Origin of the sequence: Mesorhizobium helmanticense (assembly GCF_003034915.1) — a bacterium.
Classification (GTDB): domain Bacteria; phylum Pseudomonadota; class Alphaproteobacteria; order Rhizobiales; family Rhizobiaceae; genus Mesorhizobium; species Mesorhizobium helmanticense.
This window is the reverse complement of record NZ_PZJX01000018.1, coordinates 139,037-165,110: the sequence shown is the minus strand read 5'-3', so window position 1 is coordinate 165,110 and position 26,074 is coordinate 139,037. Positions and strand designations below refer to the sequence as shown.

Sequence of the window (26,074 nt, the reverse complement as noted above, 5' to 3'; positions counted from 1 at the left end):
TGCACGTTCTCCGTCAGTCACGTTCGCGGCGCGCGCTGCGCCATTTCATAATCAATAACCAAGCGGCTATTGATTGACGTATAACCATTGGGATATGCGTTCGTCAAGCAGGAAGGTGGGTTGTGTCTTCGTTACAGGAGCCACCGGCCCTGTGGGGGCGCACCGCCAGGTTCGGCAGGCAACGCGATGGCACTTATTCGTGCACGGCTTCGAAATCGCCTGCCGATGCAGTTGATGCCGAAGTATCGCCAATCACTGGGTCTTGGGCTTCGTCAGCACATTGTCCCACCAATTGTCGGCGATGTGAGGCAATTCGACAGCAGGCTCCCTGCCTAGCAAATGCGCCAGCACGCGCGGTGGCGTGAGCGGCGTTTGCTGCACCCGACACCCCGTCGCGCGCGCCACGGCACAGGCGACCGCGGCAGGGGGATTCATGATCGGTACTTCGCCGGCGCCTTTCGCGCCCAACGGCCCAATGGACGGCGCGCCTTCATAGAGATCGATCTCGACAGGCACGGTGTCGAGCGCCAGCGGCACTCGGTAGGTCTCAAGGCTGTCCTGCCTGATGCAGCCATCCTCGCCGATCGTATGTTCCTCATGCAGCGCGTAGCCCAGCCCTTGCGTAACCCCACCCTGGATCTGTCCGTGGATGGCGCGCGGGTTGAGCGCCCGGCCGACATCCTGCACCACCTTGTAGCTCAGGATCTCGACATGGCCGGTCTCGGGGTCCACGGCGACCTCGCAGTCATGGACGTTGAAGACGGGAATATCGATGGCGTCGATAAAGTGGCCTGCGGCGCAGCCGGGCATTGCCGGAACGCCGGGATTGGTGAACGAGCCGCTGCCGACCACCGGGCCCGTAACCTGGTGCGCGCGCTGGACGACCTTGGCAATCGTCGTCCCCGATCCCTCGATCCCGGCGATCTCGACCCGCCCGTTGCGCAGTACCAACCGTTCCGGCCGGGTTTGGAGCAACTCGCTCGCAATATTCAGGATCTTGTTGCGCACGTCCGCCGCGGCGGCGACGCTCGCCGCGCCGACGGAAACGGTTGTGCGTCCGCCGCCAACGCCGAGATCGAAGCCGGCTGCATCCGTGTCGGCGTTGCGGACGATGATATCATCCGGGTGGATGCCGAGCTCGTGGGCGACGATCTGCGGCAATGCCTGCACCATCGTGCCCTGACCAAGTTCCACGCCGGCGGTGATGAGCGTCGCGCTGCCGTCGGCATTGAGGTTGATGGTCGCCGTCGAGGGGCCGACGAAGATGAACCAGGTTCCCACCACGGTGGCGCGGCCGTACAGGCGATCGCCCGCCAGATGTTTCTTTGACGGCGACTTTTCACGCAGGCGTTCCATGCGGTCGAGCATCGATCCGAGCACGTCGCCCTCGAAGACCTGGCCCGTGGCGCCGAGGTCGCCGTCGCCCAGCACGTTGCGTCGCTTGAATTCAAGCGGATCCATGCCGATGGCCTCGCAGATCTCGTCGGTATGCCGCTCCAATGCGAAGGTGTTGTAGACGCCATTGCAGGCGCGAAAGGCACCATTGGGTGGGGTATTGGTATAGATGGCGCGTGTCGCCAGCTTGATCGATCCGAGCTTGTAGTTGCCGCCGAGCGTGTGCGCCGTCATCGTGGTCAGGAAGATCTGCTCGCCGCCATAGGCGCCGCAATCCATCAGCACAACAGCTTCACGGCCGACGATCTCGCCTTTTTCGGTGACCGCCGAACGTATTTTGATGTCGGCGTTCTCGCGGCAGAGGCAGGTCAGCATCTCCTCCTGCCTGGAATAGACGAGGCGCACCGGCTGCCCGGACTTGCGCGCCAGTATCGCGGCGTAAGGTTCGAGCGTGCAGTCGAATTTCTGGCCGAAGGCACCGCCCACCGGCGGCACCGTGACATGCACCTGCGAGGCCGGAACACCGAGCAGCTTCGCAGTCATGTTGCGCACCGTCCACGGCACTTGCGTGGACGTCTCGATATGATAGCGCCCATCCTCGTAGGTGGCGATGACGGCCCGGGCTTCGAGCGAAACATGGTTCTGCCGGCCGACCCGAAAGCAGCTCTCGACAATGACGACGTCGTCTCGCGCGAATGCCGTGTCGGTGTCTCCCCGGATCACCGTCGCCTCCCAGGCGACATTGCCGCCGCGCGCACCGCCTTCGAACAGGATTTCGTAACTCTTCCAGTCCGGGTGAACCAAGGGTGCGCCGGGCGCCAGCGCATCGGCCATGGTGAGTACGGGAGGGAGAGGTTCAAGCTCAACCTCTATCGCGCGCGCGGCTGCTTGAGCCTGCTCGTAGGTGTCGGCGGCGACCGCGGCTATCTGCTCGCCGTGGAAACGGATGACGCCCGAGGCGAAGAGCGGATGGTCGGCGATGCCGATCCCATGCATTCCCGGCGCGTCTTCGGCAAGGGCTATGGCGCGCACGCCCGGCATTTGCCTGGCGCGCGTGGTGTCGATCCTTATGATACGCGCCGACGCGACCTCCGAGCGAAGCACCGCCGCGTGGAGCATCCGAGGAGGCATACGGTCGACGGTATAGCGCGTGCGGCCGAGCAACTTGTCGCGCGCGTCCCGACGGGGCAGGTTCATCACGACGCCTGACGGGTCAGCGGTCGCCATCTTTCAACTCCGCCTTGCCAGTGCGACGGCTGCATCGACCAGGCGCTCATAGCCTGTGCACCGGCAGATATTGCCGACGAGCGCCGCCTTGATCTCGTCTCTTTCGGCGTGCGGGCGCTCTTGGAAGAAACTCGTGAGCACCATCAGGATGCCGGGAAAGCACATGCCACATTGGACGACGTCGTGCTCCTCCATGATCAGTTGCAGAGGTGACGGCTCGCCGGCAACCGCGAGCGACTCGACGGTGCGCACGTCCCGCCCCTCGACCGTGCCGAGCGGCACCAGGCAGGACACGACCGGCCGGCCGTCGAGATGCACGGTGCATGCGCCACAGATCCCTTCCCGGCACGCCACCTTCGCGCCGGTAAGAAAGAACTCATCGCGCAGCACATCGATGAGCGGCGTCATCGAACCGCGAGACGAGATCCGGTCTTCGCCATTTATCACCAGGTTTGTCGGCATGGCCGTTCGCTTTCAAGTTCGTTCGTACTGCTACCCCGCAAGAGCGGCTTGCGCCGCCCGCCGCACCAGGGTCGGCAGGACCTGCACCCGATACCATCCCGGCGCTTCGACGCTCTCACGCCCGGCGAAGACGCCTGCGCCGGCCTTGGCCAGTTCGTGCGCCCTGGCCGGGTCCAGCGGACGCCCCAAAAGCTGCTCCTCCAATTGCGGCCAGCGCCGTGCCGAAGCTTCGACGGAACCCACCGCCACCTTGATATCTTCGACCAGGCCATCCGACCCGAGCGCGGCAGCCATGCTGACGATCGCCACGGGGTAGTCGCCGGCCTTGCGCAACGGCAGCCGGGCATGGCCGGTCCGCAGGGACTTGCGCGCGATCACCACGCCGGTCACCAGTGTTCCCGGTTCGAGCGTGCAGCGGACATCCAGCAGGCGGCCGACCGGCATGCGCTCCCGACCGCCCGGCGTGCGAAGCTCCACCGATGCGTCGAGGCACAGCAAAGCAGGTGAAAGATCGGAAGCTGGAAAGTCCGAAGCGCAGAGATTGCCGCCCACGGTCGCCATCTGCCGTACGGCCGGGTTTGCGGCTCCGCCCGCGGCAGCGACCAGGCCGTCGCACCCCTCGGCACCAGCCAGTGCCGCGATCAGGCGGGCATGGGTGACACAGGCGCCGATGCGGATTTCGTCATCCGTCAATTCGACGGCACACAACTCGGCGATCCCGCCGATGCCGACATAGGACGAGCGTCGCTCTTCACGCCGGATCGGCGCCCGCATGATCCATGTGGCGCCGGCAAGCGGTGCGCCGGCCGGTCCCCGATCGGCTAGCGCCGCCACGGCGTCAGAGAGGGACGTGGCGACGTAGAGGCACTGCCCTGTGCTGGCTGGCATGCGGCGAAGTCCTTCCTGCGGCACCGGCAAGACCGTCGGCGATGGGCCGGCTATATCGATCAGAGGCTGCCGCCGGGCCGGCCGCCGGAAAGCCGCCACGCCATCGGCAGCACCGCCGCGGCAAGCGCGAGCTTGAGCAGGTCACCGAGGACGAACGGATACAGTCCCCAGGCAAGAACCGGCTTGTCCCATCCAACAATGGAGCCAAGCCAGGCCAGACCGAAGGCGTAGATGACGACAGTCCCCAGAAGCATGGAAAGCGCCATCGTCGCAATCCTGCGGTCCCAGCCGCAGCTGGCGAGGAAGCCGCACAATGCCGCGGCGGGCAGATAGCCGAGCAGGTAGCCGCCGGTCGGGCCGACCATATAGGCAAGGCCGATGCCCTTTTCCGGCGTTCCGGCGAAAACCGGAAGTCCCAGCGCGCCTTCAACGAGGTAAAGCGCCACCGTCGCCGCACCGAGACGCCATCCGAAGGCCGTTCCGATCACCAAGACGACGAAGGTCTGCATGGTCATCGGCACCGGATAGAATGGAACCTGCAGCTTGGCCGACAGCCACAGCGCCAGCGATCCGGCGACGACCAGTGCGACATTGCGCAATGCGGCGTTGCGCCCGGAGAAAGTCCTGTCGGCCAGTGTGGGGTAAAGCGTCATGGAGGACATGTCTCGTTCCTTTCTGGATTGGGCGGATTGCCGTCAGCGGCTGCCGACCAGCATGCGATAGCGGACCTGATCGAGGATGACGGCGAGCACGAGCAGCGACCCCAGCAGCACCATCTGCAGGTAGGAGCCGATCTGCGCTATGTTCATGCCGTTCTGGAGAAGCACGATGAAGAACGCGCCGAGCACCACATTCTCGACGCGGCCGATGCCGCCGCGCAGCGACACGCCGGCAATGACGCAGGCGGCGATGGATTCAAGCGCGATGGTGCCGCCCAGATTGGTCTCGCCGGACTCGACCCGCGCCGTCATCAGCACGCCGGCAAGCGAGGCAAGCAACGCACAAAGGGCGTAGGCGAAGAACAGCACCTTCCTGGTGTTGACCCCAGACAGATTGGCCGCCTTGAGGTTGCCGCCGACCGCATAGACATGGGCGCCGAAGATGGTGCGGTTCATGATCAGCCACATGACGATAATGGCGACGATGGCGAACAGCACCGGGACCGGCACGCCGAAAACCCGGCCAAAGCCGAAGAAATTGCCGAAATCAAACGGCAATCCCGACACCGGCACGCCGCCCGTCAGGAACAGGGCAATGCCCGCGCCGATCGATTGCAGCCCGAGCGTCATGATGAAGGGCGACACGCCGAACTGGGCGACGCCAAGCCCATTGAGGCAGCCGACAAGCAATGCGGCGCCGAAGCCGGCGAACGCGCCGAGAATGATCGCCACCCAGACGAGGTCGGGCATTGCGGCGACAAGCGCGACCATGGCGAGCGCCGACACGACCGATGTCAGCGCAATCGCCGTGCCGACCGAAAGATCGAACCCGCCGGTGATCAGCACCAGCATCTGCCCGAGCGAAACGAGGACGAGGTAGACCGACTGGCGCGCGACATTGGTCAGGTTCTGGATCGACAGGAACTGCGCCGAGACCAGAGCGAACACGACCAGCGTGGCGGCGAGGAAGAACGGCAGCACGCCGACCCTCAGGAACAGGCCGCGGATGGCCGCCAGCACAAGATTTCGTTTCGGCGCTTCGGTGTCGGTCAGAACCGGAGAGCCTTGGGAGACGGTCATGCCGGTACCCTCGTATCAGCGAAGAAGTGTTTGAGGACGTTCTCTTCCGAGATGGCGGCGCCGGTCAGCTCGGCGGCGATCCGGCCCTTGGAAAAGACGACCAGACGATGAGCCAGATGCATGACTTCCGTCAGGTCGGACGAGACGACCACGACGGCCTTGCCGGCCTCGGCGATTTCCTTGATGAGCCGGTAGAGCGCCGATCTGGTACCCATGTCGACTCCCACGGTCGGCTCGTCGAAAATATAGATGTCGTGTTCCTTGGCGAAGCCCTTGCCGAACAGCACCTTCTGCTGGTTGCCGCCGGACAGCTTGGATACGGAGCGGTTCAGATAAGATGGTGAAATATCGACGCGCGCGGCGATGCCGTCGGCAAGTTCGCGGCTGCGGCGCGGCGAGATGAAGCCGATGCGGTTCGAGACATCGTCGCGGCCGAGCAACGATAGCGCGATGTTGTCGCGCGCCGTCGCGGCCAGCTGCAAGCCTTCGGTCTTGCGGTCGGGCGGCAGGTAGAACACGCCGCCGCGCAGGAGCTCGCGCGTCGCCTTACCGGTCACGTCCCTGCCCTTCAGCATGACGCGGCCCGCCCTTATCGGCTGGAGGCCAAGCACGCTGCGCCAGAGCCGCGACTTGCCGCTGCCGACGAGACCGGCGACGCCGAGAACTTCGCCGGCGCGCACGTCGACGGAAACGCCATGCACGCCGGCGCTGATGATGTCAGTCAGGGACAACACGATTTCCCCATCAGTGCCGCGCGCGATCTCGGGATAGATCTGGTCGATCGCGCGACCGGTCATCAGTTCGACCAGCGCGTGTTCGGAAGTTTCCTTGGCGGAGACCGTGGCGATCATCCTGCCGTCGCGCAACACGCTGATCTGGTCGGCGATCTCGGCGAATTCCTGGATGCGGTGGGAAATATAGATGATTCCGACGCCCTCGGCCCTTGCCCTGGCAATGAAGCCGAACAGTTTGCGCGTCTCCTTTTCGGTCAGCGATGCCGTCGGCTCATCAAGGATCAGGACGCGCGCCTTGGCCAGGAAAGCCTTGGCGATCTCGACCATCTGCTGCTCGGCCCGCGAGAGGGCAGAGACGGGACGCCTGACATCGATCTCGAAATCGAGTTCGTCGAAGAGATTTTGCGCGCCGGCGATCATGGCGCGACGGTCGAGGAACAGGCCGCGCCTGGGCTCGCGCCCGAGATAGACATTCTCATAGACCCGCAGCGTCGGCACCAGCGAGAACTCCTGGAACACGGTGCCGATGCCGAATTTCGCCGCATCATGGACCGATTGCAGTTCGACCTCCTGGCCGTCGATCCTGAGCGAGCCCGATGTCTGTTTGTAGACCCCCGACAATATCGAGATCAGCGTCGACTTGCCCGCGCCGTTCTCGCCGAACAGCACATGCACTTCTCCAGGCAGAAGCCGGAAGTCGACATTGCTGAGCGCCTTGACGCTCAGGAACGTCTTGGTAATTCCGGTCATCTCGACAAGAGGCGGCATTGGGGGCGGCATCAGCGCATCCATCGGTTCCACCGGAAGGCCGGCCCCGCGGGCGGGGCCGGTCCGGTTTCGGATCATTCCACGTTGAAGACCGGTTTGTAACCTTCCGGCGGCAGGATGTTGGTCTGCGGCACATCGTTGACGTTGGCGGAGTCGACCACGAAGATCTTGGGGCCGACATGCTTGATGTATTCCTTCTTCTCCAGGATGCGGACGGCCTGGTCGATCGCGATACGGCCCTGGATGACCATGGAGTCGGCGGGCGCTGCCAGGATGAGGCCGCGCTTGATGCCTTCATAGACGCCCGGCGTCATGTAGAAGGCCAGGAGGTCCACCTTGCCTTGCAGCCCTTGCTCACGAATGATGCCTTGCGCGGCTTCGGCGGTGACCGCGGTTCCGGCGATGTAGCGGATCTTCGGATTGGCCTGCAGCTCGTCCTCGACGAGCTTGAGCTGCACTTCCTTGCCGGTGTCGCCGAACTTCGGCTCAAGGACCTTCACCGCCGACCCCTTCACCGCATCGAGGAAGCCCTTGTTGGCGGCCTCGACCCAGCCCGCCCCCGCCGGTCCCGGGAACCAGCCGACCTCGACTTCCTCGCTGCCGGCGGGATGTTTCTTGGCCAAATATTCGCCGGCCGAGGATCCCATCGTGTAGAACGAGACCAGCGACTTCGCCGACACATCCGGCGATGAGATGCCGTTGATGACGTCGATGACCGGGATACCCTTCTTGTGGATCTCGGAGACGAGATTGTTGAGGCCGTCGAAGGAGATCGCGCCGATGACGACGGCCTGCGCGCCGCTCGCCACGCAGTCCTCGATCTGCGAGATCTGTTTGTTGAGCTCGGTGTAACCGCCGGCCTCGACCAGATTCATCTTCACGCCGAGACGCTTGGCTTCCTCGGCAACGCCATAGTCGACGCCCAGCCAGTAGGCGTCCTTCATGTGCGGGAATGAAACGCAGATCTTCCACGGTTGCGAAGCCTTATCCAGCGCCACGTAGGAGACGTCCATCGGCTTGCCATCGGCGGCGAAGGGCGGTTCGATCTTCTCGGCGTCATAGGGCGACCAGTCGGCGGCGTAAGCGGCGCCCCCGACGATCAAGGCTGCCGCCGTCACTAGCATCATTTTTTTGAGATTTCTCATGTCATTCCCCTTTCTTGTTATCGGCCGCCGCCTTCCGACGGTTCGGCCGCACTTACCCAAATGTCAGTTGCCTTCCCTCAGGCGAAAACGCTCCTGATCCTGTCGAGCAATGCTGCCCGGTCGGCGCGGGCTTTCAGGGCGCCGTCCATGTCGACCTTGACGAATCTGGTGGGCGTGTTCGGCTGCAACTGGCCGATCAGGTCCATGTCGGCCGAAACGACCGTGCCGATCATGAAGTAGCCGCCGCCAGAGACCGCATCGCGGTGCAGGATGATCGGCTCGGTGCCGCCCGGCACCTGGATCGAGCCGTAGGGGTAGCAGCTGTCAACGATATTCGACGGGTCCGAGCCGGCCCCGAAGGGCTGGTCGCGCTCGACGAATTGCAACGGCCGGCCGCCGCGGAAGCGATAGCCCATACGGTCGGCCTCGGGCGCCACCTTCCACTGATCATCGAAGAAGTTCCGGTGCGTCTCCTCGGTGACACGGTGCCAGTAGAGGCCAGGCAGGACCCGCAGTTCGGCCGGCATTCCCGGTCGCCGGCGCAGCGCTTCCGGAATGCTGCGCCCTTCCTTGCTGCCGGCGGCATTACCGACGGGCAGTTTGTCGTCCTTGGCGATGGCGCGGCCCTTGAAGCCGCCCAGCGCCCCGATCGGGTAGGTCGAGCGGCTGCCAAGTGCGAGCGGCACATCGATGCCGCCGGCAATCGCGATGTAGATACGCGCGCCAGTCTGCAGGAAACCGAAACTCAGCACCTGGCCTGCCCTGACCTTCAGCGCGGTCCAGGACGGCTTTTCCTCGCCGTCGAGCTTGATCGGCATGTCGGCGCCGGTCACCGCGATCAGCGCGTCGCGGGTGAATTCGAGATGCGGTCCGACGAACACTGCTTCCAGGCCGGCAGCACCCTCGTCATTGCCGACGAGCAGATTTGCCGCGCGCAGCGCCAGCCGGTCCATCGCACCACCGATCGGGATGCCAAGGTGAAAGTAGCCGGGACGGCCAAGATCCTGAACCGTGGTCGAAAGCCCCGGATTGAGTACTTTAACGGCCATTGATCATGCCCTCCAGCCTGGCGTTGTAGCCGTCGATGTCCTTCTGGAATTCGCGCAGGTCGAAGGTGACGTCGCTGATTGCGGGGGTGAACCGGCCAGCGGCGACTTGCTCGACCGTGTGATCGTATTCTTCGCGGCCGATCGGCTTGAACTTGACGATGTCGCCCGGACGGAAGAACACCATGAAGTCGCGGAGGTAGCTGGTCTTCTGCTCCGGATCGAAGATCGGCATCGGCGTGATGCCGAACATCTGGTAGCCGCCGGCGCCGCGCACCGAATAGATGCAGGAAAAGCAGCCGCCATAGCCGATGGTCAGTTTTGGCGTATCGGTGCGCGGCCTGAGGTATTTCGGCACCTGGATCTGCCGCGGCCGGTCGACCATCTGATACATGAACGGCAATCCGGCGACGAAGCCGACCATCGACACGAACCATGGCGATCCGGCATGGGCGGCGATGAAGTCGTCGACGGTTGCATAGTTGTTGATGCGGGCGGCGTATTCGAGATCGGTGGCCTTGGGATCCTGGTGGCGCTCGCGGAAGCGCATCAGCGTCTCGTGTGTCCACGGATCCTGGTAGAACACCGGGATTTCGATGATCCTGGTGGCGATCACCGGATCGGTTTTGCTGGCCGCGCTTTCAATGGCCTGCACTTCGCGCAGCATATCGTCGGGCCGGATGATGTCGGGATTGAACTTGATCTGGAATGAGGCGTTGGCCGGGCAGATCTCGGTCACCCCCTTGATCTGGCTGTCGCGCACGGCATTGGTCATCGACAGGCTCTTGAAGAACGCCTCCAGCGACATGCTCTCGTCGCACTCGACGAAGAGATGCTCGTCGCCCCCGAATGAATAGCGGTTTTGCATCAGGCCACCTCTCTCGTGCCGCTCGGCGGGGCGGCGAATTTCGTTTCCAGCCAGTTCTCGAGAAAACGCGTGTGGAAGCGTCCGGCCGCCACGTCGGCATCGGCGGCGAGCGCCTCGTGCAGCGGCACGGTCGTCGGAATGCCTGATATCTTGAGACCGGCGAGAGCGGTGCGCAGTCTCGCCAGGCAGGCGGCGCGATCGGCTCCGTGCACGATCAGCTTTCCCAAAAGCGAATCGTAGAAAGGCGGCACCGCGTAGCCGGCAAAGAGCATCGTGTCGAAGCGGATGCCTTCGCCTTCCGGCACGGCAAGCGTCTCCACCGTGCCCGGACCGGGCATGAAACCCTTGTAAGGGTCCTCGGCATTGATCCGGCACTCGATCGCGTGGCCTACAATTGCGATATCTTCCTGCCTGACCGACAAAGGCTGGCCGCCGGCGATGCGCAGCATCTCCTGGACGAGATCGAGCCCGATGATCATCTCCGTTACCGGGTGCTCGACCTGGATGCGGGTGTTGACTTCGATGAAATAGAAATCGCGGCTGGCGTCGTCGTAGAGATACTCGACCGTTCCCGCACCGCTGTAGCCGACCGAGCGCGCCAGGGCGACGGCGCTGTCGCATAGCCGTTTGCGCACGTCGGCCGGCAGGCCAACGGCCGGGGCTTCTTCCCAGACCTTCTGCCGGCGTCGTTGCAACGAGCATTCGCGCTCATAGCAATGGACGAAATTCGTGCCATCGCCGAGGATCTGCACCTCGATATGGCGCGCCTTTTCGATCACCTTCTCGATGTAGAGGCCGCCATCGCCAAAAGCGGCTGCCGCCTCAGCCGAGGCCTGTGGGAAATGGCGTTCGAATTCCTCAAGCGAATGCGCGATGCGGATGCCTCTGCCGCCGCCGCCGGCCGCAGCCTTGATCATCACCGGAAAGCCGATGCGCGAGACGATCGCCGCCGCCTCGGCGAGGTCGGACACACGCCCATCGCTGCCCGGCACCGTCGGCACGCCGGCCTTGGCCGCCACCTGGCGCGCCGCGACCTTGTCGCCAAGCAGCCGGATCGCCGCCGCGTCCGGGCCGACAAACTTCATTCCCGCCGCAACCACCGCTTCGGCGAAGTCGGCATTCTCCGACAGGAAACCGTAGCCCGGGTGGATGGCGTCGACCTTGGCTGCCTTGGCCGCGGCGATCACCGCTTCGACGTTGAGATAGGATTTCTTGGCTGCCGGCGGCCCGATGTCGATCGCCTCGTCGGCCAGTTGCACCGCCAGCGAACCGGCATCGGCCTGACTGTGCACCTGGACGGTCCGCAAGCCCAGGGCTTTCGCCGCGCGGATGATCCGCACCGCGATCTCGCCCCGATTGGCAACCAGGACGGAATGGATGGTCATGCCTCGACCTCGGCAAGCGCCTGGCCGGCCATTATTGCGTCGGCGTCGTCGACCAAGAAGCGGATCGCCTTGCCGTCGATGCCGGCCGTCACTTCATGGAAGGACTTCATCACCTCGACGAGGCCGATCACATCGTCGGCGGAAACGCTGTCGCCATCGTTCTTGAACGGCGCGCTGTCGGGCGACGGCCTGCGGTAGAACATGCCGGGCAGCGGCGATTTGATTTCGGCTTTGCTCATTTTGATCCCCTGATGGCATAGGCCTGTTGGGCGGATACTTCCGACACCGGCGCGATGCGGATCCCGTTCGCGACCAGCGCGGAACGCATGTTGCCGGCGATCTCCAGGCAACCCGGCGTGTCGGAATGAAAGCAGATCGATTCGAAATCAATGTCGATATCGACACCGTCGACGGTGCGGACCTTGCCTTCGAGACAGGCGCGCACGACCTTGTCGGCGATTGCGGCCGGATCGAGTTTGCCGACATGTCGCGTGAAGACGATCGAGCCGGAGCGGTCATAGTCCCGGTCGGCGTAGAACTCCCTTATCACCGGGTGACCAGCTTCGATGGCGGTCCGATAGGTCTGCGACATCCCCATGCAGAAGACGAAGGCGTTGGGCGCCACGGTGCGCATCAGCTTGATGAAGGATCGCGACAGCGCCTCGTCGGCGGCAAGCTCCATGTAGAGCGCGCCGTGCGGCTTGACGTGCTGCAGATTGGCGCCGTGACGGCGGGCAAATTCGCGCAGCGCCCCGATCTGGTAGACGATGTCGTTGATGATCTCGTCGCTGGTGCCGTTGATCTTGCGGCGGCCGAAACCCTGCAGATCCCGATAGCCCGGATGGACGCCGATGCCGACGCCGTGCTGGGTCGCAAGCCGCACGGTGGCGTCCATGAGATTGGGATCGCCGGCATGGAAGCCGGCGGCGATGTTGGCGGAGCTGATCAGCTCCATCAGGCTGGCATCGTCGGTCTCGCTCAGGCGCCATTGGCCGAACGCCTCACCCATATCGCAATTGATGTCGACAACCGTGACCGGCACGTTGCTCCCTTTGCAATTCAGGCGCTGATCGACAGCGCGGTTCCCGTCTTCTTGTTTTTTGAACGTTAGCGCGGTAACACGGCATTGAAAAATTCTATTCTTAGAATTTGATATTCTGATTTTTAGATACCCATTTTGGATGTATCTCGCTGCGAAAGCGCCGGATACCGCCAGAAGCATAGGCGTTTGCTGCGATGCAAAAAGGCAGTCGCTGCCCAAAGAAATTGCGCGTATCGCATTTCCAGAAGATACTAGCCTTCAGTATCAGATAAACGGAAAGCTACTTCCTTGCCCATCAGCCTGCGTCAAATCCGCTATTTTGTCTCGACCGCCGAGCAGGGCCAGATCTCGCAGGCGGCGGTCGACCTCGCAATTTCGCAGTCTGCGATCACCACCGCGATCAAGGAACTGGAGAGAGTGATCGGCGCCGACCTGTTCGTCCGCTCCCCCCAGGGCATGGAGTTGACGGCGGCGGGGCGCCAATTCCTGTTCCACGCTTACGACATCCTCAACAAGGTGCAGGAAGCGACCAGCCTGAACGTGCCGGCCAACAATCTCGAAGGCAGCCTCACCGTGGCGGCCACCTATACGGTGATCGGCTATTTCCTGCCCAATCATCTGGAGAAGCTGAAGCGCAATTTCCCGAAGCTCGACATCCAGCTCTTCGAGCTCAACCGCGAGGCGATCGAGGAGGGCCTTCTGTCCAACCGCTATGACATTGCCGTCCTGCTCACTTCCAATGTGCTCAATCCGGACCTGACGACCGAAACGCTGCTGGGCTCGCGGCGACGGCTATGGGTCGCATCCAAGCATCATCTGCTGCAGCGGGAATCCGTTGGCCTGAAGGAAATCTCGCAAGAGCCGTACATCATGCTGACTGTCGACGAGGCGGCGCACACCTCACTGAAGTACTGGAGCAAGACGCCCTATCAGCCGTCCGTGACGCTGCGCACATCGTCCGTCGAGGCAGTGCGCTCGATGGTTGCCAACGGCCAAGGTGTGGCAATTCTCTCGGACATGGTCTTGCGGCCATGGTCACTGGAAGGCAAGCGCATCGAAACCCTGGTGCCCAGCGACCCTATTCCGGCGATGGATGTCGGCCTGGCCTGGCGCCGCAACGCCCAGTTCACCCCTGCCATGGAGGCGTTTCGGTCTTATTTCAGGCAGACGTTCTATATCCCGAACAGTCGCTAGCGCTTGTATGAACGTGTCGGCGAGAAAAACATTTCAACCGCCAAATCTCGGCTCCGGTGTTCCGGTTACGCCAAGGCCGGTGATCGCGAAAAGGCTGCCCCGCAGGACGCCGTCGCCGGGAAAGCGTGGCAGCGGCGGCTTGGCCATCGAGGTGACGTAGAGGGTGTCCAGCTTCGGCCCGCCGAACATGACGCTGGTGATCTTCTTCACCGGCATGTCGATGATGCGATCGATGCTGCCGTCGGGCGCATAGCGCACCAGCCGACCGTCATAGACCAGCGCATTCCAGAGGAAGCCTTCCGCGTCGACCGTCGATCCGTCGGCTGCCCCGCCGCGGCTGGTATCGACACGGGTGAAGGTGCGCCGGTTGGTCGCCGCGCCCGTAGCAATGTCATAGTCGTAGGCCCAGATCTCGCCAGTCCAGGTGTCGGCGAAATAGAAGGTGCGGTCGTCGGGGCTCCAGCACGGGCCGTTCGAGCAGATGATGCCGGAATCGATCCTGGTGACGGAAAAATCAGGATCGAGCCTGTAGAGACCGCCGGACGGCCCCTCTTCCATCGTGTCCATGGAGCCGGCGAAGAAACGGCCGCGCCGGTCGACCTTGCCGTCGTTGAGACGGTTCATCGGCTTGTCCGGTTCCGGATCGTGAATCAAGGTAACATCGCCAGAGGCGAAATCGAGCAGATGGAAGCCGCGTTGCAGCGAGACCACCGCGCCGCTGCCATCCTTGCGCAGCGCCATCGAACCGATCTTCATCGGCACGTCCCATGAGCGTATCTCGCGTCCGTCGGCGGTGGCGCGGAACACGCGCCCGTCGAAACTGTCGATCCAGTAGAGGCGCTGCTGCTCGACGTCCCACAGGGGTCCCTCGCCCAGCGTGGTCTTCACGTCCACCACGACTTCGATCTTCATGCCGTCCTCCTTTGTTTGTGCCCGTGCCGCGATTGGCTAGAAAGCGACCTTGTCGCCGCCCTTCAGTGACAGGATCTCGCGCGCTTCGTCGGGTGTCGCCACTTCCATACCGAGCCCCTCGATGATCTTGCGGGCAAGCAGCACCTGTTCGGCGTTCGACTTCGCCAGTTTGCCCTTGCCCGCCCAGAGGCTGTCCTCCAGCCCGACGCGGATGTTGCCACCAAGGGCCGCCGACTGGGCGGCGATACGAAGCTGGCTGGCGCCGGCGCCCAGCACCGACCAACGGAACTGGTCGCCGAACAGCCGGTCGGCGGTACGCTTCATATGGGCAACATCTTCGGGATGCGTGCCGATGCCGCCGAGCAGTCCGAACACCGACTGCACGAAGAACGGCGGCTTCACCAACCCGCGATCGGCGAAGTGGGAGAGGTTGTAGAGATGGGCGATGTCATAGCATTCGAATTCGAAGCGCGTGCCATTGTCGTAGCAGGTCGCCAGAATGTACTCGATATCCTTGAACGAGTTGCGGAAGACGAGGTCGCGTGTCGCTTCCAGATGCTGCTTTTCCCAGTCGAACTTGAAGGTCTGGTATTTGTCGGCGAGATGATAGAGCCCGAAATTGATCGAACCCATGTTGAGCGAGGCGACTTCCGGCTTGAACTGGGCGGCGGGCCGCACGCGCTCCTCGACCTTCATGTAGGGGCTGCCGCCTGTAGTGATGTTGATGGCGGCGTTGGTGCCTTGCTTGATGCGCGGCAGGAAGCGGGCGAAGGCCTCGGGCGTCTGGTCGGGTTTGCCGGTCTCCGGGTCGCGCGCATGCAGATGCAGGATCGCAGCGCCCGCCTCGGCCGCGGCAATCGCCTCGGACGCGATGTGGTCCGGCGTGATCGGCAGATAGGGCGACATGGTCGGCGTATGGATCGCCCCCGTCACCGCGCAGGTGATGATGACCTTGCCGCTGGTCTGCGCAGCGCCGGGCTTGCGGCTTGTCTCTCTCATTTTCCAAACTCCCGATCCGATTTTTTCTTGTGCGCTGCCAGTGCCATCAGCCGGCGGTCGCGCCACACTTGCCGCTCGCCGAGGCTCTCCTGTGGCAGGCGCTTGCGGCGGTCGGCCTCGACCGTCGTCATCACCTCGCCCGCCCAATCGACGCGCCGCAGCATCTGCGGGAAGATGTTCGAATAGATCGTCTGGTAGCGCTCGACATAGTCGCGCACACCGCCGGGCGCATTGAGGTCGATGGTCTCGAACGGGCCCATGAACGACCAGCGCAGGGCCAGCCCGTCGCGAATCCCGATATCGACATCCTCGACGCTGGCATAGCCATCGGCGACGAGCCGGAAGGCCTCTTCCAGCAGCGCGCCCTGCAGGCGGTTCATGATGAAGCCGTCGAGCTCGCGCTGCATCACCAGCGGCGCATGGCCGGCGTCGACGAGGAAGGCGCTGGTCCGTTCGACCGTCTCGGTGGAGGTCCATGGCGCCGGCACGACCTCGGCCGCCGGGATGAGATAGGGCGGATTGATGGGATGGACGACGAGGCAGCGGTGACGTCCTTTGAGATGATCGGTGAATTTCGACGGCAGCAGCGCCGAGGTGGAACTGGCGATCACCGCTTGCGGACCGGCAAACGTATCGATCAGGGAAAACACCTCACGCTTCACCTCGAGGTTTTCCGGCGTGTTCTCCTGGATATGGACGGCCCCGGCCAGCGCCTCCTCGAGCTCCGCGACGACGGCGATGCGATCAAGCACGGCGTCGACCGTCTGCCCGCGCAACAGATCGTTCGATGCGAGGTCACCCAGCACACCGCCGATATAGTCGCGGGCGCCGCCCGTCGCGGCCGGCGACTGGTCCCACATGCGTACATCGTGGCCGGCGCGCGCGAAGCTGATCGCCCAGGCCCGCCCGATGAAGCCACTGCCGACAATCGCCACCTTTGCCATCGATCGATTCCTCAGAGTGTTTCGACATTGCCGTCGACGCCGAGCGACTGGCCGGATATGTTGACGCCGGCATCGGAGAGCAGGAAGGCGACCATCGCGGCGACGTCGTAGGGGCTGGTCATGCGGCGCAGCGAAATGTTCTGGAGATAGCGCCCCGTCATCTCCTCATGGCTGATGCCGACCTGGCTGGCGCGCGCCGCGATGACGCTTTCGATGCGCGGGCCCTCGATGATGCCGGGCAGGATGGCGTTGACCCTGATGCCGTGCGGCCCGAGTTCCTTGGCGAGGCTCTGCGTGAAGCCGATGACGCCGAACTTGGCCGCCGAATAGGGCGTACGGAACGCGTAGCCATGGCGGCCAGCCGCCGACGACATCGACACGACCGAACCGCCGCCCGCCGCCTTGATCAGCGGCACGGCACGCCGGGCGCAGAGGAACTGGCCGGTCAGGCAGACGTCGATGCAGCGCCGCCAGTCCGCCGGATCGATCTCGTCGACGCCGCCAGTCGGCCCAGCGATGCCGGCATTGTTGATCAGCGCGTCGAGCCCACCGAGCTTTTCCTGCACCGTCTCGAACAGCTGGTCGACATCATCCTCGCGCGAGACGTCGGCCTTGACCGCATCGACCAGCGCGATCCTGCCGGGTGCGGCGGCCAGCGCTTCGTCGGAAACGTCGCACACCACGATGCGCGCGCCGAGCCGCGACAGCGTGTCGGCGATGGCCAGGCCGATGCCGCCGGCGCCCGCCGTCACCAGCACGCGCTGCCCTTTCAGCCCACCCAGAAATTCATCCGCCGAAGCCGGCGCCTTTGCACTCATCATCCTGTCCTTCTCATTGCAGTCGCCGTTCGCGCAGCGCCATGACGGCGCCCAGAACGACCAGCCCGTATAGAATTGCCCTGGTGGCATAGGGAAGCGTGGTGCCGGCCAACAGCATCTGCAATGCCGTCAGCAACAAAACGCCGCCGAGCATGCCGAGATAGTGGCCGCGCCCGCCAGTGATCAGTGCACCGCCGACCACCACCACGGCGATCGACGGCAAGAGATAATCGTCGCCCATGCCGAGGCTCGCCTGACCCGAAAAGCCTGTCAGCATGATGCCGACGATCGCGGCGCAGACGGCTGAGAGCATGTAGACCAGGATCAGCGTGCGCTCGACGCCGATCCCCGACAATCGCGCCGCGCGCAGGCCGTTGCCGATGCCGTAAACCCGGCGTCCGAACGGCGTGCGCCCAAGCAGCAGCACCGCCGCCACAACGAAGACGATCATCAGCAGAACGACCGGCGTCACGAGACCGAGCCTGGCCGTCATGAACCAGCGCAGCATCGGCGAGGAAAACCCGGCCGGCGTTCCTTGCGAATAGAGCAGCGCGCAACCTTGCAGAATACCGTTGGTAGCGAGCGTCATGACGATCGGCGAGATACCGAGATAGACGATGCCGAAACCGTTGGCGAAGCCGATGGCGCAAGCGATCAGGAGCACGGTCGGCAAGGCGTAGACGAGTGCTGCATCGGAGCCGTTGACCATGCCGGCCAGAATGATGCCGGAAATGCCGATCGTCCACGGCACGGAGAGGTCGAGGCCTCCGGTCAGGATGACGGTACCCTGCCCGAGCGCCAGGACGGCAAGGAAAGACGACAGTACGAGCAGCGAGTTCCAGTACCCAGGATTGAGGATGGTACGGCCGAGCCATATCTGCGTGACGACCACGATGATGATGAGGCAGACATAGGCGGGCAGCGCATAGCGCAGCGTCTCGGCATTGCGCAGATGGAAAGCGGGGCGCGGCGACATCTCGCTGCGTTGGTCAGGCGATGGCCGTGCGATCCTGAGACGCCGATCCGCGTGCTCGAGCTGCGAGGGCAATATGCCGGCGCGCCAGGCGGCAAACCTGGCGCGCGCGGCGCGAAGCTGCACCGCAAGCACCGATGTATGCGAGATCGAGCCGGCAAGAGCCGCCAGCACGAGTATGGTGCCTTCGGCGATGGTGGAATAGTAGGCCGATACGTTGAGCACCAGCAGGATATTCACCACGATCATCAGGATATAGGCGCCGAAGACGGTGCCCACCGGGCCGCCCTGCCCGCCGCCGAGACGCGTGCCACCGACGACGACCGCTGCGAACATCGACAGCAGCAGAGGATTGCCGACCAGCGGATCGCCGCTGCCGGTCTGGGCGCTGATGAACACGCCGGCAAGACCGTAGCAGCCGCCGGCGATCACATAGACGGCGAAGCGCACGAGCACGACGTTGATGCCGACCGCCGCGGCCGAATCCGCATCGCTGCCGACCGCATAGAGCGCGGTGCCGAAGCGGGTTCCCTTCAGCCAGAACCAGGCGAGGAGCACTATCCCAATCACCACCAGCGGCATCGGCAGCCAGCCGGTGATCGCGTCGCCGAGATAGAAGGTGCCGAGATCGGGCGACACGAAGCCGCCGGGCTTGTCCATCACCAGCAGCGTCACGCCTTGCAGGATGAACATGGTGGACAGGGTCACCACGATGGGCTGCATACGCAGCACCGCGATGAAGAAGCCGTTGAAGGCGCCCACCGCCATGCCAACGCCGATGCCGACCGCCGTCCACAGGAGGATGCTCGCGCCAGTCGCCATCGGGTCCATGCTCGATGCCAGCACGACATTGACCAGCGATATCACCGCGCCGGCGGACAGGTCGAAGCCGCCCGACAGGATCACAATGGTCTGGCCGATCGCCGCTAGCGCCGAGGTCGCGCCACCGCTCGACAGGAACGACACGTCGAAATAGGTGAGCGGCCCGGCACTGACCCAGTCGACGATGAAAAGCAGGATCGCAAGGACAGCCGCGGCGATCAGAGCGCCACGATTTCGCACCAGCGCGCGGCGCAGCCCGACGCCGCTGGAGACAGGGGACGAAAGTGCGGCGCTGCTCATGCGGCGACGTCCCCGGCATGCCCGAGCGCCGGGCGCATGATGGCGGGTTCGGTAATAGCATCACCTTCAAGCTCGGCCGCGATGCGCCCGTCATAGAGAACCAGGACCCGGTCGCATTGATGGACCAGTTCGGGAATCTCGGTCGAGTGCAGCAGGATCGAGCCGCCAGCGGCCACATAGTTTCGCATCATCACATAGAGTTCGTGCTTGGTGCCGACATCGATGCCGCGGGTGGGATCGAACAAAAGCAGGATGCGGCTCTGCGCCACCAGCCATTTGGCAATGGCGATCTTCTGCTGGTTGCCGCCGGAAAACGCGCCCGCCCGCGTCCACAGCGCGCGACGGTCGACTTCGACAGTGGCGAACGCCTCCTCGACGGAGCGCATCTCGGCCCCGGCATCGACGAGGCCGAGGCGTGTAAAGCGCGACACCACGGGCAGCGTGGCGTTCTCGCTGCCCGTCAATTTCAGGAACAGACCTTCGGACTTGCGATCCTCAGGCACCAGGCCGATCGCCATGTTGGGGCGCAATGCATCGGCGGGCGAACCAAGCCATACCTTGCGGCCGTCGACCAGGATGTCGCCGCGGGTGATTTCGGCCATGCCAAAGCAGGCCAGGAACAGGTCCTGCTGGCCCATGCCTTGCAATCCTGCGACGCCGAGGATCTCGCCCTTGCGCAGGTCGAAGCCGACGCCGTCGAGCTTGCGCCCGACCTTCAAGTCGCGCACGCCCAGAACCGGCGGCCCGAAAGCCTGCGCATCGTCGGGCTTGGGCGGAAAGGTCTGCTCGATGCTGCGGCCGATGATCTTTTCGATCACGTCGGCGTCCGAGACGTCAGCAACCGGGGCGGTGACGATGTGGCGGCCGTTCCTGAGGATCGTCAACGTCTCGCAGAAGGCGCGGACCTCGCGCATGCGATGGGTAATGAAGACGATGGTCGTGCCTTGCGCTTTCAACCTGGCGATAATGTCGCCCAGCCAGTCGACGTCGCGGCCGGCGAGCGTCGAGGTCGGCTCGTCGAGCAGCAGGATGCGCGGCTTGCGATAGACGGCGCGCGCGATCTCGATCTTCTGGCGCACCGAAAGCTCGAGATCGCCCACCTCGGCATCGAGATCGACGGAAAAGCCGAGATCGTCGATGTGGCGGCGGACCGCCTTGCGCGCGGCAGCGCGGCGGATCAGGCCGGAGATGCCGACGGGAGCGTAAGGCAGCAGCATATTGTCGAGGACGGTGAGATCGCGCACCAGGGTCATCTCCTGGAACGCCGTCTGCACGCCCAGCGCGTGTGCTGCGCGCGGCGCGCCGTAACCGATCTCCTTGCCGAAGACACGGACATGGCCTTCGCTCGGCCGCACCAGTCCCGACAGGAGTTTCACCAGCGTCGACTTGCCGGCGCCATTTTCTCCCAGCAGCGCATGGACGCTGCCGGATGCAATCTGAAACGACACGCGGTCGAGCGCGACGGTCGGGCCGAAGGCCTTGCTGATGCCGTCGATCTCGACAGCGGGAAGCTCGGGAGATTCTGTCATTGGCCTCGATCGCCAGCCCTTGTCCAGATCGACGATGCACGGACAGCAATTCTCCGTGCATCGTCACGATCGCCTTGGGAGGCTTTACGTCTCTATTTTGTGCATGTCGTTGTCCCAAAACCGCTGCACACTTTTGGGCGACATGCACTATTCTTCCGGCTGTCCGACGAGAGCAGCGGCGAGGCCGATCTCGGGTGTCTGGTCCGAGAAGATCGAGGCGAACCAGCCGGGGTTCGAGACCAGCGACGGCTTGAAGGCGTTGCAGCCGGCCTTCATTTCCGCCCAGCTGCCTTCGTCGCACAGCTTGATCGTCTCACTGGTGACAATCGGCAGCGGCAGGATCGTGGTCTTCGCCACATCCTTGCCTTCAATCGCTTCGACGGCCAGCTTCAAGGCGAGTGCCCCGGAATAAGGCGGCGAGGCGTAGGAAATGCGTTGCGCACCGAGCGGCGCATAGGGGGAAGCCGCACCTTCGACCTCGGTGCCCTCCGGCAGCATCTGGATACGGCCACCATTGGAGCCTTCCCCGGCGCAGGGCAGGAGTTCACTGGTCTTCTTGCCGGCCTCGAGTTGCATCGAATTGGCGGTGAAGCAGCCGACCTGCATCCACAAACCGTTGATGTCGTCCCAGTTGCGGGTGGCCAGTATCTTCGAAAGCTCGGTGCGGGCAACCGCCTGGCTCCACATGCCGACAGCCTCGCCGACGATCTTGATGTCGGGATATTTGGCGAAGACTTCCTTGGCGGCCTTTGTCCGTTGATCGTCGACGGATGTTCCGGGAACACCGGTGATGGCAATGATGTTCCCTTTGCCATTGAGCTTTTTTGCAAGCCATTCGGCGGTCACCCTGCCCGCTTCCAACTGGTCGATATGGACGTTGTAAGCGCAAGGCTCGGTGATCTCAGCGTCGTAGGCAAAGACCTTCACACCCTTGTCGCAGGCATTTTTCACGACCTGATTGAGCGCGGTCGGCGAGATCGGGTACACGACGATCGCTTTGGCGCCGCTTTGCACCATTGCGTTGATCTGCTGGATCTGGCGCTGCGCGTTGGGTCCGGCGACCTGGACCTGCAGGTCGACCTTGTCGACCAGGCTTTTGTGAGCGGCCACGGCCTTGACCATGTTGGCCGCCTCCGCCTGCCAATCGTTGCCGATGTAGCTCATGCTGAGAAATATCTTGTGCTTTTCAGCCGCCTGCGCGGCGGACAGGCTAAAAGCGCATGCAGCCATGCCGGCCAGCAGCGTGAGCCGCCGGACTTTCAATCCGATACCCATGTATTCCTCCCAATCCGAACGACCGAATGCCTCCCAAGGGTACGAAACGTAACCCTTGTCATTCGACGTCATCGACCGTATCATGATTTGATCAAAGATCAATGATGAAATCGCCTGATATCAAAACCAGTGCTCGAGGCGGCTTGACGCGGCAATCCGAACCTTGCATTCCGGACTCAGGCGGTAGCGTCGCCCTAAGCGCGTCGCGTTTGTCCGGCCTCATGCGACGCGCTTCAGGTTGTTTTGTGCATGTCGTTATCGCAAAACCGCTGCGCACTTTTGCGCGACATGCATTAGGCGGGAAGGTTGACGGGAGATGGCTGGATCGGCATTCAGGAAGCCGGGGGTCGAGATCACTCCCCTGTCCAGGGAAACCCTGCAGGACAGGGTCTATCGCCATGTCACCGAACTGATCCTCGACGGCAGCATCGTGCCGGGCGAGATGGTGACGGTGCAGAGCCTAGCCGACGCTTTTGGCGTCAGCCCGATGCCGGTCAGGGAGGCGTTGCGGCGGCTGACCGCCGCCAATGCGCTGATGGTGGTTTCGGGCCGATCGATCGGCATTCCGGCGCTCAGCCGCGCGCGTCTGATCGACCTCAGGAATGTCCGCTACGAGATCGAAGCGATCGCCGCCGCATGGGCAGCGGAGCGCATGGACGACCGCGGCATAGCGCTGCTGCGCCAACATCTCGATGCGCTCGAACAGGCCAATGCCGCCGGCGACGTCAAATCCTACCTCAGGGCCAATTACGCCTTTCATTTCTCGATCTATCGGGCGGCCGGCTCCGAGAACATGCTCAACATCATCGAGAATCTGTGGCTGCAGATCAGCCCCTATTTCAACATGCTGCACGATTCCGGGAACTATTCGACCGCCAACGAGCACCATCAGGAGATGTTCGCGGCGTTGCGCGACCGGAATGCGGAGGCGGTTCGGGCCGCGGTCCGTGCCGACATCGACGCGGCCTTCGACGTGCTGGTCGGTTTGCTGGTATAAGGATTGGACCCTGGCACCTGAAGCCGGTCATGCCTCCCGTTGCCGACAGCATGCCGCCTGTATTCTTCCGGATCCGCATCGAACAGTTGTCCAGCCGGCAAGCACTGGAATAGATTGCTTACGCCCTGAGATTGCCGGGATGGCCGCGGCTTGAAAGCAGCACATAATGGATTCGCTCATAACCCGGCTCGGACTCGCCCTGGCAATTGGCCTGCTCGTCGGGCTGGAGCGTGGATGGCGTGAGCGGGACGCGCCCGATCGCAGCCGGACAGCTGGCATTCGCACGTTCGGCATATCCGGCCTGCTCGGAGGCATTCTGGCAGCGCTGGCCAATGCGCTCGGCGCGGTATCCGTCCTGGTCGGAGGGTTCATCGCCTTTGCCGCGATCTTCGCCTGGTACAAGGCGCGCGAGGCAGCGCATGATGAGGATTTTAGCGTCACGAGCGTCATCGCGGGCCTTGCCGTGTTCGCACTCGGCGCGCTTTCGGTCGCCGGCGACTATCGAGCCGCTTCTGCCGGAGGAGCAGCCCTCGCGGCGGTCCTTGCGAGTCGCGAGATCCTGCACGGCCTTCTGAAGCGACTGACCTGGGTCGAGCTTCGTTCGGCCCTGATCCTGGCGGTGATGACGGCGATCGTTCTACCCGTGCTGCCAAACCGGACGATGGACCCGTGGGGCGGGTTCAATCCCTGGGAGGTTTGGCTCCTGACGGTGCTGATGGCGTCGATTTCCTTCGCCGGCTATGTCGCCGTCCGCGTCCTGGGAACCACGCGCGGCCTGCTCGTCAGTTCGACCATCGGTGCCATCGTTTCCTCCACAGCCGTGACCATGGCACTTGCCCGCGACGCGACATCGTCGAGCAATCCCTTGCCGCTGGCAGGGGCGGCTTCGCTGGCAGCGATGGTCTCGCTGTTGCGTGTTTGCGTGGTGGTTTTGCTCATCGAGCCAAGCGTATTCGTCCCAGCCGGCATTCCCGCGATTGCCGCGGCGCTCGTCTTCGCGGGCTGCGGCGCATTCCTGCTGGCGCGCGTCGGCGGGGATCAAAAAGGTGGCGCGCTTACGCGCAATCCATTCGAACTGGGTCCATTGCTGCTCTTCGCCTTGCTTTTTGCGGTTGTCGCGACCGCGAGCGCGGCATTGGCGGCTCAATTCGGCGGACGCGGCTTGCTGGCGAGTTCGGCGCTTGCCGGCACGTTCGATGTCGATGTCTCGGTGCTCAGCGCGTTGCGCCTCGTCAAGCATTCGGTTGCTGTCGAGACCGTAGGCCAGGCGGTGCTCGCCGCACTGGCGGCAAATGCGATCGGCCGGCTATCGCTGGCGGTGTTTGCCGGCCCAGTTAAATTCTGGTTGCCGCTGGCCGGCGCAACCGTGGCTGCTGCGGCCGCCGGCTACTGCGCCATGCTGCTGCCAAATATCGAACTGTCCCGGAGCTTGGCTCTTCCTTGAGGTCCAGGTCGCACCATCAGACCCCCAGGAAACGCCTCAACGCACGATCTTGACGCACATTGGCGTGCCGATCTCGATAGCCCGTCCGGTGTCGATCAGCGTGCCACTGTCGACGTCCCGGGCAAAGATCGAAATGCGGTCGGCATTCTGGTTGGCTGAGAAGAGATGGCCGCCGCCGGACGGGGTCAGCGCCAGATTGCGTGGCGTCGCGCCGCCGCAAGGAACATAGCCGACAAGTTTCAGCACGCCGGTCTGCTGGTCGACCGCCATGATGACGACGCTGTCGTGGCCACGGTTGGAACCATAGACAAAACGGCCGTCCGGCGCGATCTGGATATCGGCGCAATGGTTGCTGTCGCGCGCCTCGGCCGGCACCGCCGGCCTGGCATCGATGATCGAGAGCTTGCCGCTGGTTTCGTCCAGCGCCATCGAAACGATGGTCGAGTCCAGTTCGTTCATGACGAAGACGAAGCGTCCGTTGGGGTGCAAGGCAAGATGGCGTGGACCAGCACCTGGCGGCAGAGCGGATTCGGCGAGCTTGCTCAGCCTCCCATCCGGCTCGATCCGATAGGAGACCAGCCGGTCGATGCCGAGGTCCGCGACAACAGCTGTTCCACCGCCAATGGTTTCCGTCACGCTGTGGGCGTGAGAGCGCTCCTGCCGCGCCGCGTTCGGGCCGGTGCCTTTATGCGATACGCTGGCCAGCGGCACCGACAGTGCGCCGTTCTTATCGAAACCATAGACAGCCACCGCCCGGTCCGGTCCACCCTCGCCCATGCCGTAATTCGCCACCAGAAGCTTCGTTCCGTCACGGGTGATGGTGTTGTGCGCGGTGATGCTGCCCAGCGAAGGCTGCTTGTTCAGATAGCTTAGCGTAGCGGTCGCGCGATCGAAGCTGTAGGCGCTGACCGTTCCTTCCCGCCAGGTGAAGACTTCCGAGTTGGCGTAAATGCGTGCGCCGTCCGGGGTCACCGACAGGAATGTCGGATTGTCGATGTCGTTGGTCTCGGCCAGTTTTCGCGTTTCCAGCGTCTCTTCGTTGAAGTCGTAGACGCTAAGGCCGACACCGCGCGCGCCCTGAAAATACGGCGCCTCGCGGTTCAGGCTACCGATGAAGACCAGACAGGCATTCCGCATGATTTTCCTCCCTGCCCCGCCAGCGCTTCGG

23 protein-coding genes are annotated in these 26,074 nt (G+C 63.7%); 3 read left to right on the top strand and 20 right to left on the bottom strand.

Annotated elements, in window-relative coordinates; all coding sequences use genetic code 11:
- Positions 1-252: 252 nt before the first annotated feature.
- The 12 genes from C9427_RS08435 to C9427_RS08380 form a co-directional block, all read right to left on the bottom strand.
- A complete protein-coding gene (locus tag C9427_RS08435; RefSeq protein WP_107648665.1) occupies positions 253-2,622 on the bottom strand; it encodes a xanthine dehydrogenase family protein molybdopterin-binding subunit in 2,370 nt (789 codons plus the stop codon).
- Positions 2,623-2,625: 3 nt separating this feature from the next.
- Positions 2,626-3,084: a (2Fe-2S)-binding protein gene (locus C9427_RS08430; protein ID WP_107648664.1), complete on the bottom strand. Its 459-nt coding sequence runs from the start codon at positions 3,082-3,084 to the stop codon at positions 2,626-2,628.
- A gap of 30 nt (positions 3,085-3,114) precedes the next feature.
- Complete coding sequence (locus tag C9427_RS08425) at positions 3,115-3,972, bottom strand: FAD binding domain-containing protein (RefSeq protein WP_107648752.1); 858 nt, start codon at positions 3,970-3,972, stop codon at positions 3,115-3,117.
- Positions 3,973-4,031: 59 nt separating this feature from the next.
- Positions 4,032-4,634: a biotin transporter BioY gene (locus C9427_RS08420; RefSeq protein WP_245437029.1), complete on the bottom strand. Its 603-nt coding sequence runs from the start codon at positions 4,632-4,634 to the stop codon at positions 4,032-4,034.
- Positions 4,635-4,667: 33 nt separating this feature from the next.
- Positions 4,668-5,711 (bottom strand): ABC transporter permease, encoded by a 1,044-nt coding sequence (locus C9427_RS08415; RefSeq protein ID WP_107648663.1) that lies wholly within the window; start codon positions 5,709-5,711, stop codon positions 4,668-4,670.
- The gene (locus tag C9427_RS08410) at positions 5,708-7,225 is read right to left on the bottom strand and encodes a sugar ABC transporter ATP-binding protein (RefSeq protein ID WP_208636356.1); all 1,518 of its coding nucleotides are present in this window, start codon (positions 7,223-7,225) and stop codon (positions 5,708-5,710) included. The genes C9427_RS08415 and C9427_RS08410 overlap by 4 nt, the downstream gene beginning before the upstream one ends.
- Positions 7,226-7,287: 62 nt before the next feature.
- Positions 7,288-8,358, bottom strand: a complete 1,071-nt coding sequence (gene torT / locus C9427_RS08405; RefSeq protein WP_107648662.1) for a TMAO reductase system periplasmic protein TorT — start codon at positions 8,356-8,358, stop codon at positions 7,288-7,290.
- 77 nt (positions 8,359-8,435) lie between these two features.
- Complete coding sequence (locus tag C9427_RS08400) at positions 8,436-9,407, bottom strand: 5-oxoprolinase subunit C family protein (protein ID WP_107648661.1); 972 nt, start codon at positions 9,405-9,407, stop codon at positions 8,436-8,438.
- Complete coding sequence (locus C9427_RS08395; protein WP_107648660.1) at positions 9,397-10,272, bottom strand: 5-oxoprolinase subunit B family protein; 876 nt, start codon at positions 10,270-10,272, stop codon at positions 9,397-9,399. The genes C9427_RS08400 and C9427_RS08395 overlap by 11 nt, the downstream gene beginning before the upstream one ends.
- Positions 10,272-11,657 carry an acetyl-CoA carboxylase biotin carboxylase subunit gene (locus C9427_RS08390; protein ID WP_107648659.1) on the bottom strand — a complete coding sequence of 462 codons (1,386 nt, stop codon included), beginning with the start codon at positions 11,655-11,657 and terminating at the stop codon, positions 10,272-10,274. The genes C9427_RS08395 and C9427_RS08390 overlap by 1 nt, the downstream gene beginning before the upstream one ends.
- The gene (locus tag C9427_RS08385; RefSeq protein ID WP_107648658.1) at positions 11,654-11,896 is read right to left on the bottom strand and encodes an acetyl-CoA carboxylase; all 243 of its coding nucleotides are present in this window, start codon (positions 11,894-11,896) and stop codon (positions 11,654-11,656) included. Before C9427_RS08385 ends, C9427_RS08390 begins: the two co-directional genes overlap by 4 nt.
- Positions 11,893-12,699 (bottom strand): 5-oxoprolinase subunit PxpA, encoded by an 807-nt coding sequence (locus C9427_RS08380; RefSeq protein WP_107648657.1) that lies wholly within the window; start codon positions 12,697-12,699, stop codon positions 11,893-11,895. The genes C9427_RS08385 and C9427_RS08380 overlap by 4 nt, the downstream gene beginning before the upstream one ends.
- 288 nt (positions 12,700-12,987) lie before the next feature.
- On the opposite strand from C9427_RS08380, the gene C9427_RS08375 reads away from it, so the two are divergent.
- Complete coding sequence (locus C9427_RS08375; protein ID WP_097575002.1) at positions 12,988-13,893, top strand: LysR family transcriptional regulator; 906 nt, start codon at positions 12,988-12,990, stop codon at positions 13,891-13,893.
- A gap of 33 nt (positions 13,894-13,926) precedes the next feature.
- Here the strand turns inward: C9427_RS08375 and C9427_RS08370 are convergent, their stop codons facing one another.
- The 7 genes from C9427_RS08370 to C9427_RS08340 all read right to left on the bottom strand — a co-directional run bounded on the left by C9427_RS08370 (position 13,927) and on the right by C9427_RS08340 (position 22,465).
- The gene (locus C9427_RS08370) at positions 13,927-14,805 is read right to left on the bottom strand and encodes an SMP-30/gluconolactonase/LRE family protein (RefSeq protein ID WP_107648656.1); all 879 of its coding nucleotides are present in this window, start codon (positions 14,803-14,805) and stop codon (positions 13,927-13,929) included.
- Between the two features lie 36 nt (positions 14,806-14,841).
- Positions 14,842-15,804 carry a 3,5-dioxohexanoate:acetyl-CoA acetone transferase gene (gene kce / locus C9427_RS08365; protein WP_107648655.1) on the bottom strand — a complete coding sequence of 321 codons (963 nt, stop codon included), beginning with the start codon at positions 15,802-15,804 and terminating at the stop codon, positions 14,842-14,844.
- The gene (locus tag C9427_RS08360; protein ID WP_107648654.1) at positions 15,801-16,748 is read right to left on the bottom strand and encodes a 3-hydroxyacyl-CoA dehydrogenase; all 948 of its coding nucleotides are present in this window, start codon (positions 16,746-16,748) and stop codon (positions 15,801-15,803) included. Before C9427_RS08360 ends, kce begins: the two co-directional genes overlap by 4 nt.
- An 11-nt stretch (positions 16,749-16,759) precedes the next feature.
- The gene (locus tag C9427_RS08355) at positions 16,760-17,566 is read right to left on the bottom strand and encodes an SDR family oxidoreductase (RefSeq protein ID WP_107648749.1); all 807 of its coding nucleotides are present in this window, start codon (positions 17,564-17,566) and stop codon (positions 16,760-16,762) included.
- 13 nt (positions 17,567-17,579) lie between these two features.
- A complete protein-coding gene (locus tag C9427_RS08350) occupies positions 17,580-19,661 on the bottom strand; it encodes an ABC transporter permease subunit (RefSeq protein ID WP_107648653.1) in 2,082 nt (693 codons plus the stop codon).
- Positions 19,658-21,190 carry a sugar ABC transporter ATP-binding protein gene (locus C9427_RS08345; protein WP_107648652.1) on the bottom strand — a complete coding sequence of 511 codons (1,533 nt, stop codon included), beginning with the start codon at positions 21,188-21,190 and terminating at the stop codon, positions 19,658-19,660. Before C9427_RS08345 ends, C9427_RS08350 begins: the two co-directional genes overlap by 4 nt.
- A gap of 147 nt (positions 21,191-21,337) precedes the next feature.
- Positions 21,338-22,465 (bottom strand): sugar ABC transporter substrate-binding protein, encoded by a 1,128-nt coding sequence (locus C9427_RS08340; RefSeq protein WP_107648748.1) that lies wholly within the window; start codon positions 22,463-22,465, stop codon positions 21,338-21,340.
- A 316-nt stretch (positions 22,466-22,781) separates the two neighbouring features.
- Between C9427_RS08340 and C9427_RS08335 the strand changes: the two genes are divergently transcribed.
- Together C9427_RS08335 and C9427_RS08325 are read left to right on the top strand one after the other, a co-directional pair.
- Positions 22,782-23,462, top strand: coding sequence for a GntR family transcriptional regulator (locus C9427_RS08335; protein ID WP_107648651.1), 681 nt, complete (start codon positions 22,782-22,784; stop codon positions 23,460-23,462).
- A 166-nt stretch (positions 23,463-23,628) separates the two neighbouring features.
- The gene (locus tag C9427_RS08325) at positions 23,629-24,906 is read left to right on the top strand and encodes an MgtC/SapB family protein (protein WP_107648650.1); all 1,278 of its coding nucleotides are present in this window, start codon (positions 23,629-23,631) and stop codon (positions 24,904-24,906) included.
- Between the two features lie 36 nt (positions 24,907-24,942).
- Here C9427_RS08325 and C9427_RS08320 read toward each other — a convergent pair whose 3' ends face one another.
- The gene (locus C9427_RS08320) at positions 24,943-26,043 is read right to left on the bottom strand and encodes a lactonase family protein (RefSeq protein WP_107648649.1); all 1,101 of its coding nucleotides are present in this window, start codon (positions 26,041-26,043) and stop codon (positions 24,943-24,945) included.
- Between the last annotated feature and the right edge of the window lie 31 nt (positions 26,044-26,074).

Coding starts and splice junctions, on each gene's coding strand:
- C9427_RS08390 (WP_107648659.1), bottom strand. CDS start 11,657: ATGACCATCCATTCCGTCCTGGTTGCCAATCGGGGCGAGATCGCGGTG.
- C9427_RS08320 (WP_107648649.1), bottom strand. CDS start 26,043: ATGCGGAATGCCTGTCTGGTCTTCATCGGTAGCCTGAACCGCGAGGCG.
- C9427_RS08395 (WP_107648660.1), bottom strand. CDS start 10,272: ATGCAAAACCGCTATTCATTCGGGGGCGACGAGCATCTCTTCGTCGAG.
- C9427_RS08325 (WP_107648650.1), top strand. CDS start 23,629: ATGGATTCGCTCATAACCCGGCTCGGACTCGCCCTGGCAATTGGCCTG.
- C9427_RS08350 (WP_107648653.1), bottom strand. CDS start 19,661: ATGAGCAGCGCCGCACTTTCGTCCCCTGTCTCCAGCGGCGTCGGGCTG.
- C9427_RS08420 (WP_245437029.1), bottom strand. CDS start 4,634: ATGTCCTCCATGACGCTTTACCCCACACTGGCCGACAGGACTTTCTCC.
- torT (WP_107648662.1), bottom strand. CDS start 8,358: ATGAGAAATCTCAAAAAAATGATGCTAGTGACGGCGGCAGCCTTGATC.
- C9427_RS08335 (WP_107648651.1), top strand. CDS start 22,782: ATGGCTGGATCGGCATTCAGGAAGCCGGGGGTCGAGATCACTCCCCTG.
- C9427_RS08340 (WP_107648748.1), bottom strand. CDS start 22,465: ATGGGTATCGGATTGAAAGTCCGGCGGCTCACGCTGCTGGCCGGCATG.
- C9427_RS08370 (WP_107648656.1), bottom strand. CDS start 14,805: ATGAAGATCGAAGTCGTGGTGGACGTGAAGACCACGCTGGGCGAGGGA.
- C9427_RS08430 (WP_107648664.1), bottom strand. CDS start 3,084: ATGCCGACAAACCTGGTGATAAATGGCGAAGACCGGATCTCGTCTCGC.
- C9427_RS08355 (WP_107648749.1), bottom strand. CDS start 17,566: ATGAGTGCAAAGGCGCCGGCTTCGGCGGATGAATTTCTGGGTGGGCTG.
- C9427_RS08435 (WP_107648665.1), bottom strand. CDS start 2,622: ATGGCGACCGCTGACCCGTCAGGCGTCGTGATGAACCTGCCCCGTCGG.
- C9427_RS08415 (WP_107648663.1), bottom strand. CDS start 5,711: ATGACCGTCTCCCAAGGCTCTCCGGTTCTGACCGACACCGAAGCGCCG.
- kce (WP_107648655.1), bottom strand. CDS start 15,804: ATGAGAGAGACAAGCCGCAAGCCCGGCGCTGCGCAGACCAGCGGCAAG.
- C9427_RS08345 (WP_107648652.1), bottom strand. CDS start 21,190: ATGACAGAATCTCCCGAGCTTCCCGCTGTCGAGATCGACGGCATCAGC.
- C9427_RS08360 (WP_107648654.1), bottom strand. CDS start 16,748: ATGGCAAAGGTGGCGATTGTCGGCAGTGGCTTCATCGGGCGGGCCTGG.
- C9427_RS08385 (WP_107648658.1), bottom strand. CDS start 11,896: ATGAGCAAAGCCGAAATCAAATCGCCGCTGCCCGGCATGTTCTACCGC.
- C9427_RS08425 (WP_107648752.1), bottom strand. CDS start 3,972: ATGCCAGCCAGCACAGGGCAGTGCCTCTACGTCGCCACGTCCCTCTCT.
- C9427_RS08400 (WP_107648661.1), bottom strand. CDS start 9,407: ATGGCCGTTAAAGTACTCAATCCGGGGCTTTCGACCACGGTTCAGGAT.
- C9427_RS08410 (WP_208636356.1), bottom strand. CDS start 7,225: ATGCCGCCCCCAATGCCGCCTCTTGTCGAGATGACCGGAATTACCAAG.